The following is a 17,562-nucleotide window of genomic DNA, read 5'->3' on the forward strand; positions in this document are numbered from 1 at the left end:
AATGCCGTTTCGCAATAGCGAGGGCGCGGCATTATAGTCGGGCGCTGCTGGCTATGTAATAGCTTTTTAATTTCACAGGCTAGTTAGGTGCCACTACTTATTTCGAGCTTGTTACTTTCTCTGGCAAAGGCGTCGCAGGTGCAACGAAAGCCGACCCCACGTAATAGGTCTGATCCCGGAACACGCGCAGATTGAGTATTTGATGATCCTTATCGACGCGCAAGGTAAGGGGATGGCCCGGGGGGTAAATGGGGACGTCGACCGTGTGCAGCCCCTTTTTCAGACGCAAACGAGTGACGAGCGTCTTGTCGGGCAGGGCGCGCCAGGTGCGCGTGTCGGCCTCCTCGAGAGGATCCTTCTGTGTTACCACCAATGAGGCCTTGGCTGGATTGCGATCGTTTTCCTGTGCTTGGCCGATGGCGGCCAGATTGGCGCGGAACATGGCGCGCGAGATGATTTGCGGCATGTCATCACGCAGTGTTCGCATGGCCATGTCGGTCACGCTGTTGATGACCGTCAGCGGCTGTTTATGGCCATCAATGTTCAGGTGATTGAAGGTGGGGGTGACAGCGTCCGCAATCATCACCGGGAAGGATATCGGCGCAATGATCACCAGGTTTTCATTCAGTCGCACCGGAATCGGCACTTGCACCGAACTGCGAGCCGGTGCCAGCCCGCTTTGCACAATGATCAGAACGTCACTTTCATCGGCCTTCGCTGCAGGCTTGTCGAGATTACGCAGCGCTTTCTGGAGAAACGGCATGTCCGGGCGCAATTCGATGGCCTGGCGATAACCCGGCGCAGCGAGGTCACGCTCACCCAGGGCTTCGTAGGTGAAACCGGCCAGATAGTGGCTGAACGCACTCTGATAGCCGTTCTTCAGTTCGACCACTTGCGGCGCATCGAGTATGGCCACCGGATAACCTTCCAGATCTTTGTAACGCAGGGTTATGCCCTGGGTCTTGGCCTGTGCCTCCGCCTCTTCGTATTGCACTTCGCGCTGGCGGGCAATCAGGACTTCGCGTTCATGGGTCTTCTTGATATCTGCGCGGGCACCGTCGAAATCATTGACGGATAACTGGTTGAGGGCCATTTGCGTGGTCAGCATGACCTTTTCATAGTCATAGCCTTCGTAGCGCAGCAGTTTGTCGTTGACGAGCATGGTGCCCATTTCATTACCGAACCGCGTCAGCAACTTCATGGCACCGGAAGGATTGGCCTCTTCGCGCTGGAAAATCATGCGATCGGCGGTGCGCCAGTCTTCTTGGCTTTCGGGCAATGCACTGCCGGCGCTGAGAATGGCGCCTCTTTCCAGGTAATAAAGCAGATCCTTGTCTTCCCACGGGTTATGCCTTTCCATCAACGCCAGCGCACCGTAGAGATTGCCTTGGGTCATCTGATCGGTAGTCTGCTGCATCTCCAGATCGTAATTGCGAAAAGCGGCGCAGCCACTCAGATGCACGAGGACACTGAACAGCAGAAAAGTCGGCAGGCAAAGGCGCATGGAGGCGGGTTCTTCCTTGAACGGCAAGGGCGGGCAGATGGCGCATTATAGGGGCGGTTTGCGGATGTCGGTGCACCATGGATTGCGCTAGGCTTGCGTGCTCACCGATCAATTGAATCCCGGTATTTCAATGAATCAACTGCTGGCCATGCGTGCGTTTCGTTGCATCGTCGAGTGTCACGGTTTCAGCGCCGCCGCCGAGCGACTCGACACCACGCACTCGACCATTTCCCGGCAGCTGCAGCAACTGGAAGCCGAACTCGGCACACGGCTGATCAATCGCAATACCCGACGCTTCAGCCTGACCACGGCGGGACAGCAGTATTACACCGCCTGCGTGGACATTCTTGATCGACTGGACCAAGCCGCCATCGCAGTCGGGCAGGCCCATGAAAGCCCCAGCGGCGTCCTGCGTATCAGCGCGCCGATGGTGATCGGCACGCTGGAGCTGGCGAACTGGCTCCCGGCATTTCAACAACGTTATCCCGAGATTGAAGTCGATCTGTCCTGCGAAGACCGCTTTGTCGACCTGATCGCCGAAGGCTTTGATGTCGCGCTGCGTATCTGCGGGCCGCTGGCGGACTCGTCATTGGTGGCGCGATTGCTGACGGTCTCGGACATGTTGCTGGTGGCGTCGCCTGCGTATGTGGCCCGGCATGGCCTGGTGCGTCAGGTGCGGGAGTTGGCCGAGCATCAACTGTTGGCATTTACCGGCGGCAGCGACTGGTCGTTGACCGATGCGCGCGGAGCGATCACGGCGGTCAGGGCACAAGGTCACTTCAGGGCGGACTCGATCAGTTCGCTGCATGCAGCCGCGCTGGCGGGTGTCGGCATCGCCTCATTCACCCGGGCCACGGTGCAGGACGACCTGCTGAGCGGGCGGCTGGTGCAGATACTGCCCAACTGCACCCTCGGCCAGCGGCATTATTACGCGCTGTATCCGCATGCCCGACATGTCGCGCTGAAGGTCAAAGTGTTGGTTGATTTCATGGCCGAGCATTACCGGAACCTGACGGCGTCTACGCGTTAAACACCGCGAAACGCCGACAAAGCTTGAGGGAAACGTGTTCGAAGTGAACAATATGTAACTTCGCATTTCCACTTGAGACCCCTTCATGACTGCCTCGTCCCGATTCCTGGCCTGGCTGGTGTTCCCGTTGTGTGCCCTGAGCAGCTTCAACCTGCTGGCCGATACCGTGGAAGGCGCACCGCAAGCGCTGCACCTGCTTGATTACATCAGCGCCGATTACCCGCAGACGGTCGCGGCGGGCAAAGTCGTCGACGACTCCGAATATCGCGAACAGCTCGAGTTCACGCAGGCGCTGCAAGGCTTGATTGCCGACATGCCGGCCAAGCCCGAGAAAGCGGCGCTGGAGCAGGGCATCGAAGCGCTGCACGCGGCGATCACGGCGAAGCAGGACGGCGCTGACGTTGCCCGTCAGGCCCGGCAACTGGGCGCACAACTGGCGGTGGCGTATGAAGTCAGCCAGGCGCCGATCATCACCCCGGACCCGACCCGTGGCGCGCCGCTGTATGCGCAAAACTGCTCGGTGTGCCACGGCGACAGTGGCGCCGGTGATGGTCCGGCAGGTCTGGGCATGACGCCGGCACCGGCCAATCTGCGTGACGCGGCGCGTCTCGATCATCTGAGTCTGTACGCGATCTATAACACCCTCGGCCAAGGCGTTGAAGGCACCGACATGCCGGCGTTTGCCGATCAGCTCGATGATCGTCAGCGTTGGGATCTGGCCACTTACATCGCCGGCTTCAGCGCCGACGCCGCGGCGGCCACCTCCGAGAAAACCTATAACATTGCCGATCTGGCCCGCCAGACGCCGGCCGAAGTCCAGGCCGCCGACGGCGCGCAAGCCGCTGCGACCTTCCGCGCCCAGCGTGCACAGCCGCCGCAGGTCAAACGCGGCCCGGCGCAACTGCTCGACTACACCGCCGCGACCCTGGACAAGAGCCTCGCTGCTTACCGTGCCGGTGAGCACGATCAGGCCTACGACCTGTCGGTGGCGGCGTATCTGGAAGGTTTCGAACTGGTTGAAAGTTCGCTGGATAACGTTGATGCCAACGTGCGCAAGGACACCGAGAAGTCGCTGATGGCTTACCGGCAGTCGTTGCAGGACGGCCTGCCGGTCGAGCAAGCCGAGCAACGTCTGGACGCGGCGAAAGCCAAGCTCAAAGAGTCCGCCGGCCTGCTCGGCAGCGATGGCCTGAGCTGGTCGCTGAGCTACATTTCCGGTCTGCTGATTCTGCTGCGTGAAGGTCTGGAAGCGATTCTGGTGCTGGCGGCGATCCTCGCGTTCCTGCGCAACACCGGTCAGCAATCGGCAGTGCGCAGCGTCAACGTTGGTTGGGGCCTGGCGTTGCTGGCCGGCCTGGGCACCTGGGCGCTGGCGGCGTATGTGATCGATGTCAGCGGTTCGCAGCGCGAATTGCTTGAAGGTGCTACGGCGCTGTTCGCCAGTGTCATGGTGTTGTGGCTCGGCGTGTGGATGCACGACCGTCGCCACGCCGCGGCCTGGCAGGATTACATCAAGAGCAGCCTGGTGGGCGGCGGCGGACGTTTCGGCTTTGCGATTCTGGCGTTCTTCTCGGTCTACCGCGAACTGTTCGAAGTGATCCTGTTCTACGAAACCCTGTGGTTGCAGGCCGGTCCTGCCGGGCATGACGCAGTGCTCGCCGGTGGTGCGACGGCGCTGGTGCTGCTGGTCGGTCTGGCGTGGGTGATTCTGCGCGGTTCGGCGAAACTGCCGCTGACGCTGTTCTTCAGCATCAATGCTGCGCTGCTGTGCGCGCTATCGGTGGTGTTTGCCGGGCATGGCGTGAAGGCGTTGCAGGAAGCCGGGATCTTCGGCACGCGGCCGGTGGCATTCTTCGAGTTCGATTGGCTGGGGATTCACGCCGATGCGTATTCGCTGACGGCGCAGGCGGTGGCGATTCTGGCGATTGTTGTGCTGTACGGGCGTAGTTGGGTGGCCGAGAAGAAGCGGGTAGCCGCTTAACAGCATTCGCTGCGCTCACAATCGCGGGCGAGCCCGCACCCTCAGGATTTGCGCGTAACCTGTGGGAGCGGGCTTGCCCGCGATGCTTTTTGGGAAGAGGAAAGACTATGCGTGTATGGATCGATGCTGACGCCTGCCCTCGGCAGGCGAAGGATCTGGTGGTGAAGTTCGCCCTCAAGCGTCAGTTCGAAGTGGTGCTGGTGGCCGGGCAACCGCAGACCAAACCGGGGCTGGCCATCGTCAAACTGATCGTGGTGCCGAGCGGCCCGGATGCGGCGGACGATTATCTGGTCGAACACGCGGTGCCCGGTGAGCTGGTGATTTGCAGCGATATCCCGCTGGCGGATCGGCTGGTGAAGAAGGGCGTGGCGGCGCTGGATCCGCGCGGCAAGGAGTTTGATGCGCAGAACATGGGCGAACGGTTGGCGGTACGCAACCTGTTCACCGACCTGCGGGAGCAGGGCCAGATGAGCGGCGGGCCTGCGCCGTTCGGCGATCGCGAGAAGCAGGCGTTCGCCAATGCGCTGGACCGGATTCTGACGCGTCTGACCCGCAAACCCTGATTCAACCGGATCCCTGTGGCGAGGGGATTTATCCCCGTTGGCTTGCGCAGCAGGCCCCTCTTGATCTTGAAAAGATGGGGGCCTGCTGCGCAGGCCATCGGGGATAAATCCCCTCGCCACAAAGGATTTCAGCAATTTCGCTCAGGCGTCGTTTTCGTGGGTCAGTTCGAGGACGCGGTCGACCAGTTTATTGATCCCCGACGCCGCTTCGCTGATGTTCTGCGCCAGCATGTAGGCAGGCGTGGTCACCAGTTTGCGGGCCTTGTCTTCGATGATGTCGCTGACGGCGCAGTCTTCGTGGGTCGCGCCCATCTTGTTCATCGCCGTGGCGGTGTCGGCATCGTTGCCGATGGTGCAGGTCACGCCAGGGCCGTAGATTTTTGCCGCGAGTGCCGGCGAGATGCACATCAGGCCGACCGGTTTGCCCGCTTCGGCGAACGCTTCGGCCAACGCCAGAACCTCAGGCTGCACGCTGCAACCAGCACCTTCGACGGCGAAGTTCGAGAGGTTTTTCGCTGCGCCAAAACCACCCGGCACGATCAGCGCATCGAAGTCGTCGACATCGGCGTCGCGGATGTCCTTGATGTTGCCGCGAGCGATGCGTGCCGATTCCACCAGCACGTTGCGCGACTCGGGCATCTCTTCACCGGTCAGGTGATTGATCACGTGCAATTGCGCGATGTTCGGCGCGAAGCACTGCACCTGCGCGCCGCGTTGATCGAGGCGCAGCAAGGTGATGACGCTTTCATGGATCTCGGCGCCGTCGTATACGCCACTGCCGGACAGGATCACTGCAACTTTTTTGCTCATGGGTTTCTCTCCAGATTCATGGCGCTAAATGTCCACTAATTTGTCGCGCGTTGCCATAGGGTTAATCGGGCGCTGAGCCTAGGATCTGTTCCATACGATTGTGAGCGGGGCGCGTCATGGACTTCATTCTGTATGCAGTGCCGTTTTTCCTCGTGTTGATTGCGTTCGAGCTGTTAGCCGACCGCTGGCGCGGGGTGAGCAACTATCGCCTGGCCGACGCGGTGAACAGCATCAGCACCGGTGTGTTGTCGACCACCACGGGCTTGCTGACCAAGGGCGTTGGCCTGGTGACCTATGCCTTTACCCTTGAGCATCTGGCGCTGTTCAGATTGTCGGCGGACAGCTTCTGGGTCTGGGCATTTGCTTTCGTCCTCTACGACTTCTGTTACTACTGGCTGCACCGTCTGGGCCATGAGCGCAACATCCTCTGGGCGGCGCATTCGGTGCATCACCAGAGCGAGGAGTACAACCTCTCCACCGCCTTGCGCCAGACCAGCAGCGGGTTTCTGCTGGGCTGGATTTTCTATCTGCCGATGGCTGTGCTCGGCGTGCCGCTGCTGGTGTTCGTCAGTGTCGCGGCGCTGAACCTGCTCTATCAGTTCTGGGTGCACACCAAACACATTCCCAAGCTCGGCTGGTTCGAGTGGTGCTTTGTCACGCCATCCAATCACCGGGCTCACCATGCACAGAACGCTCTCTACATGGATCGCAACTACGGCGGGGTGTTCATTCTTTGGGATCGGCTGTTCGGCACGTTTCAGGAAGAGGACGATAACGAACCGGTGATTTTCGGCGTGACCACGCCGCTGGCGAGCTGGAATCCGCTGTGGGCCAATCTGCAGTTTTATGCGCAGTTGTGGGATGACGCGCGGCGGACTGAGAGCCGCCGGGACAAGCTGCGGATCTGGTTCATGCGCACTGGGTGGCGGCCGGCGGACGTCGCGGCGAAGTATCCGATGAGCAAGCCGGATCTGACCCGGTTCCGTAAATTTGACGTGCCGCTTGAGCGTCGACAGCAGTGGTACGTGGCGCTGCAGTTCTGCGTGTATATCGCGCTGGGCAGTTATCTGATGAATCTGGAACGAAGCCTTCCGACCGCTGCGCTGGTGCTCGGTTGGGGCGCAGTGGCATTTGGCGTGTTTGCGTTGGGCGTGGCCCTGGAGAATCGCCCGTGGGCGCTGAAGGTAGAACTGCTGCGATTGGCGTTGAACCTGCCGTTGGTGTGGCTGGCGCCGCTGGTCGGGCTATGGCCGGCCAGCCCGGTGATATGGGCTGGTTTACTCGGTTACAGCCTGCTCAGTGTGGGCGCGCTGTATGTCAGTCGCCAGCGAGTTACTCGGCTGGCGTCTTAGGTTCGGCCGGGTTGGCCTGTTCGGCTTTCAACTGCTCAGCCTTGGCCGCTTTGGCAATTTGCTCGTCCTGATAAACCTGTTTCGCCAGACGGGCATTCTTGAAGCGGCGACGCAGCCACAGGCCAACGCCGAGTATCAGCAGGGCGCCGAGTACCCACAACTCGTACTTCTTGATACTGCCGAGCATGCCTTCCAGCACCGCGCCGAAGTGGTAAGCCGCGGCGGCCAGCGCAGTGGCCCAGATGGCGGCGCCAATGCCGTTGAGCAGCAGATAACGTCCCGGTGGATAACCTGATAGGCCGATGGCCACCGGCATCACCGTGCGCAAGCCGTAAACGAAGCGGAAGCTCAGGACCCAGATGTCCGGATGCTTGCGGATGTGCTCCAGCGCGCGGTCGCCCATCATCTGCCAGCGCGGTTTGCGCGCCAGCAACTTGCGCCCGTGTTTGCGGCCGAGGAAGTACCACAGCTGATCCCCGGCATAGCTGCCGAAGAACGCCACGACCACCACCAGGTTAATGTCCATGTATCCACGGAACGCGAGGAAGCCCGCGAGCACCAGGATGGTTTCGCCTTCGAAGAATGTGCCAAGAAACAAGGCAAAGTAGCCAAAGTCATGCAGAAATTGTTGGAGCATTGTCTGGGTGCTGGCGAAATGAACGCGCAGCCTAACCCTTCGGACACATTCATGAAAGTGTCCAAATGTGTCTCGACGTGAACAATTCCTACACTGAGAATGGAATGCGGCTACATGTCACGGGTCTCACACAACTGTCATCTGTTAGTCATAATGGCCGTCTATAACTGTCACGCTCGCCCGTTTACGCGGGCTCAGGAGTCTGCCGTGAGCTTTACCCCTGCCAACCGTTTGTTCCCAGCCACTCGCCTGCGCCGCAATCGCCGTGATGATTTTTCGCGGCGGCTGGTGCGGGAAAATGTGCTGACGGTCGATGACCTGATCCTGCCGGTGTTCGTGCTCGACGGTGAAAACCGCCGCGAAGCCGTGGCGTCGATGCCGGGTGTAGAGCGCTTGACCATCGACCTGCTGCTTGAAGAAGCGGCGAAATGGGTCGAACTGGGAATTCCGGCGCTGGCGCTGTTCCCGGTGACGCCTCCTGAACTGAAATCCCTCGACGCTGCCGAAGCCTGGAATCCCGAAGGCATTGCCCAGCGTGCAACCCGCGCCTTGCGTGATCGCTTCCCGGAACTGGGAGTGATCACCGACGTCGCCCTCGATCCGTTCACCACCCATGGTCAGGACGGTATTCTCGACGAAGAAGGCTACGTGCAGAACGACATCACTGTCGACGCACTGGTCCGTCAGGCCCTGTCCCACGCCGAAGCCGGCGCGCAGGTGGTTGCACCGTCGGACATGATGGACGGTCGCATCCAGGCCATCCGTGAAGCGCTGGAAATCGCCGGTCACGTCAACGTGCGGATCATGGCCTACTCGGCCAAGTACGCCAGCGCCTATTACGGGCCGTTCCGCGATGCGGTGGGTTCGGCGTCGAACCTCGGCAAGGCGAACAAGGCTTCTTATCAGATGGACCCGGCCAACAGTGACGAAGCGTTGCACGAAGTCGGTGCGGACTTGTCTGAAGGCGCGGACATGGTCATGGTCAAGCCTGGCATGCCGTATCTGGACATTCTTTTCCGGGTAAAAGATGCCTTCAAAGTGCCGACCTTCGTCTATCAGGTTAGCGGCGAATACGCCATGCACATGGCGGCGATCCAGAATGGCTGGTTGAGCGAGGCGGTGATTCTTGAATCACTGACCGCCTTTAAACGTGCCGGCGCTGATGGCATCCTGACTTACTTTGCTGTCCGCGCCGCTCAATTGTTACGAGAGCAGAAATAGCCCTCCCAGGAACATTCGATGAATACCGAAGGACTCACTGAAGTTGCAGTAAAAGAAGCTCAACCGGTGGTGGAGCAAATCACCGAAACCCCGCCGGAATTGGAGCCTGCGCCGCCCGCGCCGGTCACCGAAGCCGCCGCGGCGGCACCGGTGATTGCGATTCCCGGCCTGGATGACAGCAGCCTGTATATCCACCGCGAGCTTTCGCAACTGCAATTCAACATCCGCGTGCTGGAACAGGCGCTGGACGAGTCCTATCCGTTGCTGGAGCGTCTGAAGTTTCTGCTGATCTTCTCCAGCAACCTCGACGAATTCTTTGAAATCCGTGTTGCCGGCCTGAAGAAGCAGATCACCTTCGCCCGTGAGCAGGCCGGTGCCGACGGCCTGCAACCGCATCAAGCGCTGGCGCGGATCAGCGAGCTGGTTCACGGCCATGTTGACCGTCAGTACGCGATCCTCAACGACATCCTGTTGCCGGAGCTGGAAAAGCACCAGGTGCGCTTTATCCGTCGCCGCAACTGGACGACCAAGCTCAAGACCTGGGTTCGCCGCTATTTCCGTGACGAGATCGCGCCGATCATCACCCCGATCGGCCTCGACCCGACGCACCCGTTTCCGTTGCTGGTGAACAAGAGCCTGAACTTCATCGTCGAACTCGAAGGCATCGACGCCTTCGGTCGCGACTCCGGTCTGGCGATCATCCCGGCACCGCGCCTGTTGCCACGGATCATCAAAGTGCCGGAAGAAGTCGGCGGCGCCGGCGACAACTACGTGTTCCTGTCGTCGATGATCCATGCCCACGCCGATGACCTGTTCCAGGGCATGAAGGTAAAAGGCTGCTATCAGTTCCGTCTGACCCGAAACGCCGACCTGGCGCTCGACTCCGAAGACGTCGAAGACCTCGCCCGCGCCCTGCGTGGCGAGTTGTTCTCGCGTCGTTACGGTGACGCGGTGCGTCTGGAAGTCGCCGACACCTGCCCGAAACACCTGTCGGACTACCTGCTCAAGCAGTTCAACCTGAGCGAGACCGAGCTGTATCAGGTCAACGGCCCGGTCAACCTGACCCGACTGTTCAGCATCACCGGTCTCGACAGCCATCCGGAGCTGCAATACACACCGTTCACCCCGCAGATCCCGAAACTGCTGCAGAACAGCGAAAACATTTTCAGCGTGGTCAGCAAGCAAGACATCCTGCTGCTGCACCCGTTCGAGTCGTTCACCCCGGTGGTCGACCTGCTGCGTCAGGCAGCGAAAGACCCGCACGTTCTGGCCGTGCGCCAGACGCTTTACCGCTCCGGCGCCAACTCGGAAATCGTCGATGCGCTGGTGGATGCTGCGCGGAATGGCAAGGAAGTCACGGCGGTCATCGAACTGCGTGCGCGTTTTGACGAAGAATCCAACCTGCAACTGGCCAGCCGTCTGCAAGCGGCGGGTGCGGTGGTGATCTACGGCGTAGTCGGCTTCAAGACTCACGCCAAGATGATGCTGATCCTGCGTCGCGAGGCCGGCGAGATCGTGCGTTACGCGCACCTCGGCACCGGTAACTACCACGCCGGCAACGCCAAGCTCTACACCGACTACAGCCTGCTGACCTCCGACGATGCCTTGTGCGAAGACGTCGGCAAACTGTTCAGCCAGTTGATCGGCATGGGCAAGACGCTGCGCATGAAGAAGCTGTTGCACGCGCCGTTTACCCTGAAGAAGGGCATGCTCGACATGATTGCCCGCGAGACCCAGTTCGCCGTTGAGGGCAAACCGGCGCACATCATCGCCAAGTTCAACTCGCTGACCGATCCGAAGATCATCCGCGCGCTGTACAAGGCCAGCCAGTCCGGCGTGCGCATCGATCTGGTGGTACGCGGCATGTGCTGCCTGCGACCGGGCATTGCCGGGGTTTCGCACAACATCCATGTGCGCTCGATCATCGGCCGCTTCCTTGAGCACACCCGGGTGTTCTACTTCCTCAACGGTGGTGAGGAGCAAATGTTCCTTTCCAGTGCTGACTGGATGGAGCGCAACCTCGACAAGCGCGTCGAGACTTGCTTCCCGGTGGAAGGCAAGAAGCTGCTGACCCGCGTGAAGAAAGAGCTGGAGCTATACCTGACCGACAACACCCACAGCTGGAGCTTGCAGTCGGATGGTCGCTACATCCGCAACACGCCAACCGGCAACCAGAACCCGCGCAGTGCGCAGGCGACGCTGCTGGAACGACTGGGCAGCCCGATTCTGCCGGTAAGCAGCTGACCTTCAGCCCATAAAAAAGGCGATCCCACGGGATCGCCTTTTTTGTACCTGCCGTTCACTCACCAGTGGCGAGGGGATTTATCCCCGATGGGGCGCGAAGCGGCCCCGGTCTTTTTCCCCAAAAAAGCTGGGACTGCTCCGCAGTCCATCGGGGATAAATCCCCTCGCCACAGTGGTTATCAGTGGACGGTGAGGACAATCCCCACCCGCGTCAGCCACTCAGCCTCAAGCCCGAAATCCGCCTGAGTCAGCTGATTCTCATCCAGCCAGTTTTCCGGGAATTCCACGTCAAGGTTATTGCCCTTGGCGTGCAACACCACCTGCGGCATCGTCTGTGTACCGCGAATGTGGTGGAACAGGATCGCAAATCGCAGCAGCACACAGAGGCGGATCAGCTTGTCGCCGTCGTCACCGAAATCGGCGAACTTGTCCTTGGGAATATTGCGGCGATGGCCGCGCACCAGCAGGGCGAGCATTTGCTGGTCTTCGCGGGAGAAGCCGGCAAGGTCGGAGTGTTCGATCAGGTACGCGCCGTGCTTGTGGTAATGGTAGTGGGCGATGTCGAGGCCGACTTCGTGCACTTTCGCAGCCCAGCCCAGGAGTTCGCGCCAGATACCGTCGTCCAGTTCCCAGTCTGCCGCGACCTGATCGAAGGCGTGCAAGGCCTTGCGCTCAACCCGTGCCGCTTGTTCCAGATCGACGTGGTAGCGCTCCATCAGCGAGGTCAGGGTGCGTTCGCGCACATCTTCGTGATGATGGCGGCCGAGCAGGTCGTAGAGCACGCCTTCACGCAGCGCGCCTTCACAGTGATCCATGCGTTGCAGTTCGAGGGCGTCGAAGATCGCTTCGAGAATCGCTAAACCTGCCGGGAAAATCGCCCGGCGATCAGGTTTGATGCCTTCGAAATCGATCTTGTCGACATCGCCGAGTTTGAACAGTCGACGCTTGAGCCACGCCAGACCTTCGGCGTTCACTTCGCCAGTACCGTGACCGCCGGCCTTCAGTGCCAGGCCGATGGCGCGGATGGTGCCTGAGGAGCCGATGGCTTCATCCCAGGTCAGGCGATGCAGAGCGTGTTCGATGCTCATGATTTCCAGCCGCGCCGCCGTGTAGGCCTGGGCATAGCGGGCCGGGGTGATCTTGCCGTCCTTGAAATAGCGCTGGGTGAAGCTGACGCAACCCATTTGCAGGCTTTCGCGCAGCAAAGGCTCGAAGCGCTGACCAATGATGAATTCGGTACTGCCGCCACCGATGTCGGCGACCAGGCGTTTGCCCGGGGTGTCAGCGAGGGTGTGCGATACACCGAGGTAGATCAGACGCGCTTCTTCACGGCCGGAGATGACTTCCACCGGGTGGCCGAGGATTTCTTCGGCGCGGTGGATGAATTCCAGGCGGTTGCGCGCTTCGCGCAGGGCGTTGGTGCCGACGATCCGCACGGCGCCCAACGGCATACCGTTGATCAGTTGGGCAAAACGCTTAAGGCAATCGAGGCCGCGTTGCATCGATTCTTCGTTGAGTTGACGCTCATCGTTGATGCCGGCGGCCAGCTGAACCTTCTCCCCGAGACGTTCGAGAATACGGATTTCGCCGTTCTGGGCCTTGGCCACGACCATGTGAAAGCTGTTGGAGCCCAGGTCGATTGCGGCGATCAGGGACAGATTCTTGGCTTGGGATTGCGGCATGGTCAGGGGGTCTCGGTCGATAACCCCGACATCGTGCCACGATCAAACGCTGGCGCCAACGCGCATGGTTCAAACCCTTGATTCAGCGCATAAAGTCTGTGACCGCTGCGCGGTCAATCGCGGGCAAGCTCACTCCTACAGGTGACCGCATTCCAATGTAGGAGTGAGCCTGCTCGCGATGAGGACCTAAAAGCCCCTGTATTTCCTTCAGGCGGTCGCTTCAACCGTGCCAATAAAGTTCGCCAGCTCCGCCGTCTGCGGATTGGCAAACAACACCTTCGGATCCCCCACCTCATGCACCTTGCCATGGTGCATGAACACCAGTTTGTCCCCTACCTCACGGGCAAAGCGCATTTCGTGGGTAACCATGATCAGCGTCATGCCTTCCTTGGCCAATTGGCGTACCACGGCGAGCACTTCATTGACCAGTTCCGGGTCCAGCGCCGAGGTGATCTCGTCACACAGCAAAACCTTGGGCGACATCGCCAGTGCCCGGGCGATCGCCACCCGTTGCTGTTGCCCGCCGGACAACCGATCCGGGAAGGCGTCAAATTTTTCCCCCAGACCGACCCGTTCGAGCATCTTGCGCGCCAGTTCCGCAGCCTTGGCTTTCGGAACTTTCTGCACCACTTGCGGCGCGAGCATCACGTTTTCCCCCACGGTCAGGTGCGGGAACAGGTTGAACTGCTGAAACACCATGCCGACCTTCTGTCGCAGGCTGCGCAGGTCGGCGCGGGCGGCGTCGAGGTACTCGCCGTCGACTTCGATAACGCCGTCGTTGATCGACTCCAGGCCATTGAGCGTGCGCAGCAGGGTCGATTTGCCCGAGCCGCTGCGGCCGATGATCGCCACGACCTGGCCTTCCTCAACGCTGAGGTCGATGCCTTTGAGCACGTGGTGATCGCCGTAGTATTTATGCAGAGCGGAAATTCTAAGCAGAGGCATGCAGTCTCCTTTCCAGGTAGCGCGCACTGAGGGACAGGGGGTAGCAGAGCAGGAAGTAGCCGAGGGCGACGAGGCCGTAAACCATGAACGGTTCAAACGTGGCGTTGGCGAGCATGCCGCCGGTCTTGGTCAGCTCGGTGAAGCCGATGATCGAGGTCACGGCCGTGCCTTTGACCACTTGCACCGAAAAGCCCACGGTCGGCGCCACGGCAATGCGCAAGGCTTGCGGCAGGATCACGTAGCGCAGTTGTTCCAGCGGACTCAGTGCCAGACTCGACGAGGCTTCCCACTGGCCATTCGGGATCGATTCGACGCAACCGCGCCAGATCTCTGCCAGATAAGCGCTGGTGAACAAGGTCAGCGCAATCGCCGCCGCCATCCACGGGGAAATCTCGAGCCCGGCCAGGGCCACGCCGAAAAACACCAGAAACAGCTGCATCAACAGCGGTGTGCCTTGAAACAACTCGATCCAGGTGCGAGCGATGCTGCTTGTCGCAGTGTTTTTCGAGATGCGCATGACCAGAATCAGCAGCCCGACGAGGCCACCGCCAATAAACGCCACCAGCGACAACGCCAGCGTCCATTGCAGGCCGGTGAGCAGGTTGCGCAGAATGTCCCAGAAGGTGAAATCGCTCATGCGCGGCTCCTGCTTATGTAGCGGCGACCGATCCAATTGAGCAACTGGCGAATCAGCAGCGCCATGCACAGATAGATCAGCGTGGTCAGCGCGTAGGTTTCGAAGGCGCGGAAGTTGCGCGACTGAATGAAGTTGGCGGCGAAGCTCAGCTCTTCGGTAGCGATCTGCGAACACACCGCCGAACCGAGCATGACGATGATGATCTGGCTGCTCAGCGCCGGCCAGACCTTGCCCAGCGCCGGCAGCAGCACTACATGGCGGAACGCTTCGAAGCGCGTCATCGCCAGCGCCGCTGCGGCTTCAAGTTGCCCGCGCGGGATCGCCTGAATACCGGCGCGAATGATCTCGGTCGAGTACGCGCCGAGGTTGATCACCATCGCCAACACCGCCGCCTGCCACTCGGAGATCTGCACGCCCAGCGACGGCAGGCCAAAGAAGATGAAGAACAGTTGCACCAGAAACGGCGTGTTGCGGATCAACTCGACGTAGACGCCGAAGATCGCCGAGAACGGGCGAATGTTCCACGCCCGCACCAGCGCCCCGACAATGCCCACGCCAACCCCGAGCAGCGCGCCAATGGCCGTCAGCTCAAGGGTGAACAGCGCCCCGCGCAGCAGCAGGTCGGTGTTTTCCAGCACCGGCAAGAAATCGAACTGATAAGCCATGAGGGTCTCCTGCGCAGTCGATCAGAGATCGGCCGGCAGCGGCTCTTTCAGCCAGGTCTGCGAGTTCTTTTCCAGTGCGCCGTCAGCCTTGGCGGTGGTCAGGATGTCGTTGACCTTGGCCAGCAGCGCCGCTTCGTTCTTGTTCACGCCAACGTAGACCGGCGAATCCTTGAGCTTCACTTTCAGCGCCGGCACGCGTTTCGGGTTCTTTTCGCTGATCGCGACCATCACCACGTTGCCGCTGGCAATCAGGTCGACTTGCCCGGCGAGGTAAGCGGCGATGGTCGAGTTGTTGTCTTCGAAGCGCTTGATGGTCACGCCTTCGGGGGCAACCTTGGTCAGCTCGATGTCTTCGATGGCGCCACGGGTGACGCTGATGGTTTTGCCTTTGAGGTCGTCGAGGCTGGCAATGGCGGCATCTGGCGGGCCGAACACGGCGAGGTAGAACGGTGCGTAGGCGCGGGAGAAATCGATGACTTTCTCGCGCTCGGCGTTTTTACCGAGGCTGGAGATCACCAGATCGACCTTGCCGGTGGTCAGGAACGGTATGCGGTTGGTGCTGTTGACCGGGGTCAGTTCAAGTTTGACCTTGAGTTGATCGGCCAGCAGTTTGGCCGTGTCGATGTCCAAGCCACGGGGTTTCATGTCCGGGCCGACGGAGCCGAACGGCGGGAAATCCTGGGGCACCGCAACTTTCAGCGTGCCGCGTTTGACCACATCGTCCAGACCGTCGGCGTGAGCGGGGGCCTGACTTAGCAACAGAGAAGAAAACAGGGCGGCGAGGAGGGCGCTGTAACGCTTGGTCATGGACAATCTCCGGATCGGCGGGTAGTTAAATCTGCGATCGAACAGAGCATGCGCCGTGCCAATGCGCGGGTTTTGTCCCGGCAGGCCGCAGTTTTAGCGGGTTTGTTCGGTCTTACTGGTCTGAACAGTCAGGTTGTTTTTCGCACTGCCATGGCGCATCGGCCCGCCGCACCGAACCCCGCTGGGGCACGACTTGCCGGACTCGACGAATAGCTTTACAACTAGCCGCACATTGGCCTGGCGCGTCTGAAAAACATGAATTCGATTTCCCGTGCGGTCCCCGAAGTGGCACTGCAAGCGATCCGCAAACTGATCACCGAACAGGGTTTTGGCGCGGGCGATTCCTTGCCGTCGCAACGGGATCTGGCGTTGCAGTTGGGCGTCAGTCGGGCTTCGTTACGTGAGGCGCTGTCGTCGCTGAGTGCCCTCGGCGTGGTCAGCATTCAGCCGGGAAAAGGAGTTTTCGTGCAGTCTCCGGTGGAATTGTCGCGCGGTGACAACGCTCCGGGCTGGTCCTTCGCGGCGCAGGCCTCGCCGCTGGATATCTTTCAACTTCGCTATGCGCTGGAAGGCTTTGCCGCCGGACTGGCGGCGATGACGCTGAGCACGTTCGATCTGGACGCGCTGGAGGACAACGTGGCGGCGATGCGCGAGCAATTGAAGGCTGGCGACTTCGAAGCAGCGGCGAAACTGGACTTCGAATTCCATCGACGAATCCTGCTGGCCAGCGGCAATCAGGCGATGCTGAGCATTCTCACCGCCAGCGCCGAGATCTTTCTGGAGAGCCAGAAACTACCGTTCATCCGCGCCGAACGGGCCATGGAAACCTGGCAGGAGCACCGCAAGATCCTTCGCGCACTGGCCCGTCGGGCCTCGGGCGCTGCACAAAAAGCCATGCAGGAGCACGTGCGCAACGCCGCACTGCGCACCGGAATCGCCTTCATCGCCCCCGCCACGGCGTGACCAGAGCTATACCCAAACTCATGGGGCACCATAGCAAGACTCAATCATCTGCGGCTTCCTGAACCGGGGCAGGGCGGATATGATGGGCCACGTTTTTTTGCTTACAACCTGGAGAATTCCATGAGCAGCGATCTTATCAAACACGTTAGCGACGCTAGCTTCGAAGCCGACGTACTCAAGGCCGAAGGCGCTGTCCTGGTCGACTACTGGGCTGAATGGTGCGGCCCTTGCAAAATGATCGCTCCGGTTCTGGACGAGATTGCCGAGACTTACAAAGGCAAGCTGACCGTTGCCAAACTGAACATCGACGAGAACCAGGAAACCCCGGCCAAGCACGGCGTGCGTGGTATCCCGACGCTGATGCTGTTCAAGAACGGCAACGTTGAAGCGACCAAAGTCGGCGCCCTGTCGAAGTCGCAACTGGCTGCTTTCCTCGACGCCAACATCTAAGCGTCGCTGTAAAGTGCCTGAAAAAAAGCCCCGCAATTAGCGGGGCTTTTTGCGTATTCAGGGCTAGACGC

General features: G+C 60.4%; 16 protein-coding genes. 8 read left to right on the top strand and 8 right to left on the bottom strand.

Features of this window, described 5'->3' with window-relative positions:
* Positions 1-97: 97 nt before the first annotated feature.
* Positions 98-1,504, bottom strand: coding sequence for a hypothetical protein (locus JFT86_RS07780; RefSeq protein WP_201236340.1), 1,407 nt, complete (start codon positions 1,502-1,504; stop codon positions 98-100).
* Between the two features lie 130 nt (positions 1,505-1,634).
* Here JFT86_RS07780 and JFT86_RS07785 point away from each other — a divergent pair, with 130 nt between their 5' ends.
* The 3 genes from JFT86_RS07785 (at position 1,635) to JFT86_RS07795 (ending at position 5,078) form a co-directional block, all read left to right on the top strand.
* Complete coding sequence (locus JFT86_RS07785; protein WP_201231690.1) at positions 1,635-2,534, top strand: LysR family transcriptional regulator; 900 nt, start codon at positions 1,635-1,637, stop codon at positions 2,532-2,534.
* Between the two features lie 85 nt (positions 2,535-2,619).
* On the top strand, positions 2,620-4,515 hold the full coding sequence (locus JFT86_RS07790; protein ID WP_201236341.1) for an FTR1 family protein: 1,896 nt from the start codon (positions 2,620-2,622) through the stop codon (positions 4,513-4,515).
* Between the two features lie 107 nt (positions 4,516-4,622).
* Positions 4,623-5,078: a YaiI/YqxD family protein gene (locus JFT86_RS07795; RefSeq protein WP_201229167.1), complete on the top strand. Its 456-nt coding sequence runs from the start codon at positions 4,623-4,625 to the stop codon at positions 5,076-5,078.
* 141 nt (positions 5,079-5,219) lie between these two features.
* On the opposite strand, the gene elbB is transcribed toward JFT86_RS07795, so the two are convergent.
* Entirely contained in the window at positions 5,220-5,888 is a 669-nt protein-coding gene (elbB, locus tag JFT86_RS07800; RefSeq protein WP_201236342.1) for an isoprenoid biosynthesis glyoxalase ElbB, read from the bottom strand.
* Positions 5,889-6,004: 116 nt separating this feature from the next.
* Between elbB and JFT86_RS07805 the strand changes: the two genes are divergently transcribed.
* Entirely contained in the window at positions 6,005-7,240 is a 1,236-nt protein-coding gene (locus JFT86_RS07805) for a sterol desaturase family protein (protein ID WP_201236343.1), read from the top strand.
* Here JFT86_RS07805 and JFT86_RS07810 read toward each other — a convergent pair.
* The gene (locus tag JFT86_RS07810) at positions 7,221-7,877 is read right to left on the bottom strand and encodes a DedA family protein (protein ID WP_201236344.1); all 657 of its coding nucleotides are present in this window, start codon (positions 7,875-7,877) and stop codon (positions 7,221-7,223) included. The genes JFT86_RS07805 and JFT86_RS07810 overlap by 20 nt on opposite strands.
* A gap of 207 nt (positions 7,878-8,084) precedes the next feature.
* On the opposite strand from JFT86_RS07810, the gene hemB reads away from it, so the two are divergent.
* Positions 8,085-9,098 (top strand): porphobilinogen synthase, encoded by a 1,014-nt coding sequence (hemB, locus tag JFT86_RS07815; protein WP_166221706.1) that lies wholly within the window; start codon positions 8,085-8,087, stop codon positions 9,096-9,098.
* Positions 9,099-9,116: 18 nt separating this feature from the next.
* Positions 9,117-11,342, top strand: a complete 2,226-nt coding sequence (ppk1, locus tag JFT86_RS07820; protein WP_201236345.1) for a polyphosphate kinase 1 — start codon at positions 9,117-9,119, stop codon at positions 11,340-11,342.
* Between the two features lie 179 nt (positions 11,343-11,521).
* Here the strand turns inward: ppk1 and ppx are convergent, their stop codons facing one another.
* The 5 genes from ppx to JFT86_RS07845 form a co-directional block, all read right to left on the bottom strand.
* A complete protein-coding gene (gene ppx / locus JFT86_RS07825) occupies positions 11,522-13,024 on the bottom strand; it encodes an exopolyphosphatase (protein WP_201236346.1) in 1,503 nt (500 codons plus the stop codon).
* Positions 13,025-13,231: 207 nt separating this feature from the next.
* The gene (locus JFT86_RS07830; RefSeq protein WP_095137640.1) at positions 13,232-13,969 is read right to left on the bottom strand and encodes an amino acid ABC transporter ATP-binding protein; all 738 of its coding nucleotides are present in this window, start codon (positions 13,967-13,969) and stop codon (positions 13,232-13,234) included.
* On the bottom strand, positions 13,956-14,606 hold the full coding sequence (locus JFT86_RS07835) for an amino acid ABC transporter permease (RefSeq protein WP_201236347.1): 651 nt from the start codon (positions 14,604-14,606) through the stop codon (positions 13,956-13,958). The genes JFT86_RS07830 and JFT86_RS07835 overlap by 14 nt, the downstream gene beginning before the upstream one ends.
* Positions 14,603-15,271: an amino acid ABC transporter permease gene (locus tag JFT86_RS07840; RefSeq protein WP_201236348.1), complete on the bottom strand. Its 669-nt coding sequence runs from the start codon at positions 15,269-15,271 to the stop codon at positions 14,603-14,605. Before JFT86_RS07840 ends, JFT86_RS07835 begins: the two co-directional genes overlap by 4 nt.
* A 21-nt stretch (positions 15,272-15,292) precedes the next feature.
* Positions 15,293-16,078, bottom strand: coding sequence for a transporter substrate-binding domain-containing protein (locus JFT86_RS07845; RefSeq protein WP_201236349.1), 786 nt, complete (start codon positions 16,076-16,078; stop codon positions 15,293-15,295).
* 255 nt (positions 16,079-16,333) lie between these two features.
* Between JFT86_RS07845 and JFT86_RS07850 the strand changes: the two genes are divergently transcribed.
* On the top strand, positions 16,334-17,041 hold the full coding sequence (locus JFT86_RS07850) for a FadR/GntR family transcriptional regulator (RefSeq protein WP_201236350.1): 708 nt from the start codon (positions 16,334-16,336) through the stop codon (positions 17,039-17,041).
* A 120-nt stretch (positions 17,042-17,161) separates the two neighbouring features.
* Positions 17,162-17,491: a thioredoxin TrxA gene (gene trxA / locus JFT86_RS07855; RefSeq protein WP_003206727.1), complete on the top strand. Its 330-nt coding sequence runs from the start codon at positions 17,162-17,164 to the stop codon at positions 17,489-17,491.
* The last annotated feature ends 71 nt before the right edge of the window (positions 17,492-17,562 follow it).

It is taken from the genome of Pseudomonas sp. TH06, from assembly GCF_016651305.1.
Lineage (GTDB): Bacteria > Pseudomonadota > Gammaproteobacteria > Pseudomonadales > Pseudomonadaceae > Aquipseudomonas.

Excerpts from the sequence above, each read along its gene's own strand:
- JFT86_RS07780 (WP_201236340.1), bottom strand. The coding sequence starts at position 1,504 with ATGCGCCTTTGCCTGCCGACTTTTCTGCTGTTCAGTGTCCTCGTGCAT.
- JFT86_RS07785 (WP_201231690.1), top strand. The coding sequence starts at position 1,635 with ATGAATCAACTGCTGGCCATGCGTGCGTTTCGTTGCATCGTCGAGTGT.
- JFT86_RS07790 (WP_201236341.1), top strand. The coding sequence starts at position 2,620 with ATGACTGCCTCGTCCCGATTCCTGGCCTGGCTGGTGTTCCCGTTGTGT.
- JFT86_RS07795 (WP_201229167.1), top strand. The coding sequence starts at position 4,623 with ATGCGTGTATGGATCGATGCTGACGCCTGCCCTCGGCAGGCGAAGGAT.
- elbB (WP_201236342.1), bottom strand. The coding sequence starts at position 5,888 with ATGAGCAAAAAAGTTGCAGTGATCCTGTCCGGCAGTGGCGTATACGAC.
- JFT86_RS07805 (WP_201236343.1), top strand. The coding sequence starts at position 6,005 with ATGGACTTCATTCTGTATGCAGTGCCGTTTTTCCTCGTGTTGATTGCG.
- JFT86_RS07810 (WP_201236344.1), bottom strand. The coding sequence starts at position 7,877 with ATGCTCCAACAATTTCTGCATGACTTTGGCTACTTTGCCTTGTTTCTT.
- ppk1 (WP_201236345.1), top strand. The coding sequence starts at position 9,117 with ATGAATACCGAAGGACTCACTGAAGTTGCAGTAAAAGAAGCTCAACCG.
- ppx (WP_201236346.1), bottom strand. The coding sequence starts at position 13,024 with ATGCCGCAATCCCAAGCCAAGAATCTGTCCCTGATCGCCGCAATCGAC.
- JFT86_RS07830 (WP_095137640.1), bottom strand. The coding sequence starts at position 13,969 with ATGCCTCTGCTTAGAATTTCCGCTCTGCATAAATACTACGGCGATCAC.
- JFT86_RS07835 (WP_201236347.1), bottom strand. The coding sequence starts at position 14,606 with ATGAGCGATTTCACCTTCTGGGACATTCTGCGCAACCTGCTCACCGGC.
- JFT86_RS07840 (WP_201236348.1), bottom strand. The coding sequence starts at position 15,271 with ATGGCTTATCAGTTCGATTTCTTGCCGGTGCTGGAAAACACCGACCTG.
- JFT86_RS07845 (WP_201236349.1), bottom strand. The coding sequence starts at position 16,078 with ATGACCAAGCGTTACAGCGCCCTCCTCGCCGCCCTGTTTTCTTCTCTG.
- JFT86_RS07850 (WP_201236350.1), top strand. The coding sequence starts at position 16,334 with ATGAATTCGATTTCCCGTGCGGTCCCCGAAGTGGCACTGCAAGCGATC.
- trxA (WP_003206727.1), top strand. The coding sequence starts at position 17,162 with ATGAGCAGCGATCTTATCAAACACGTTAGCGACGCTAGCTTCGAAGCC.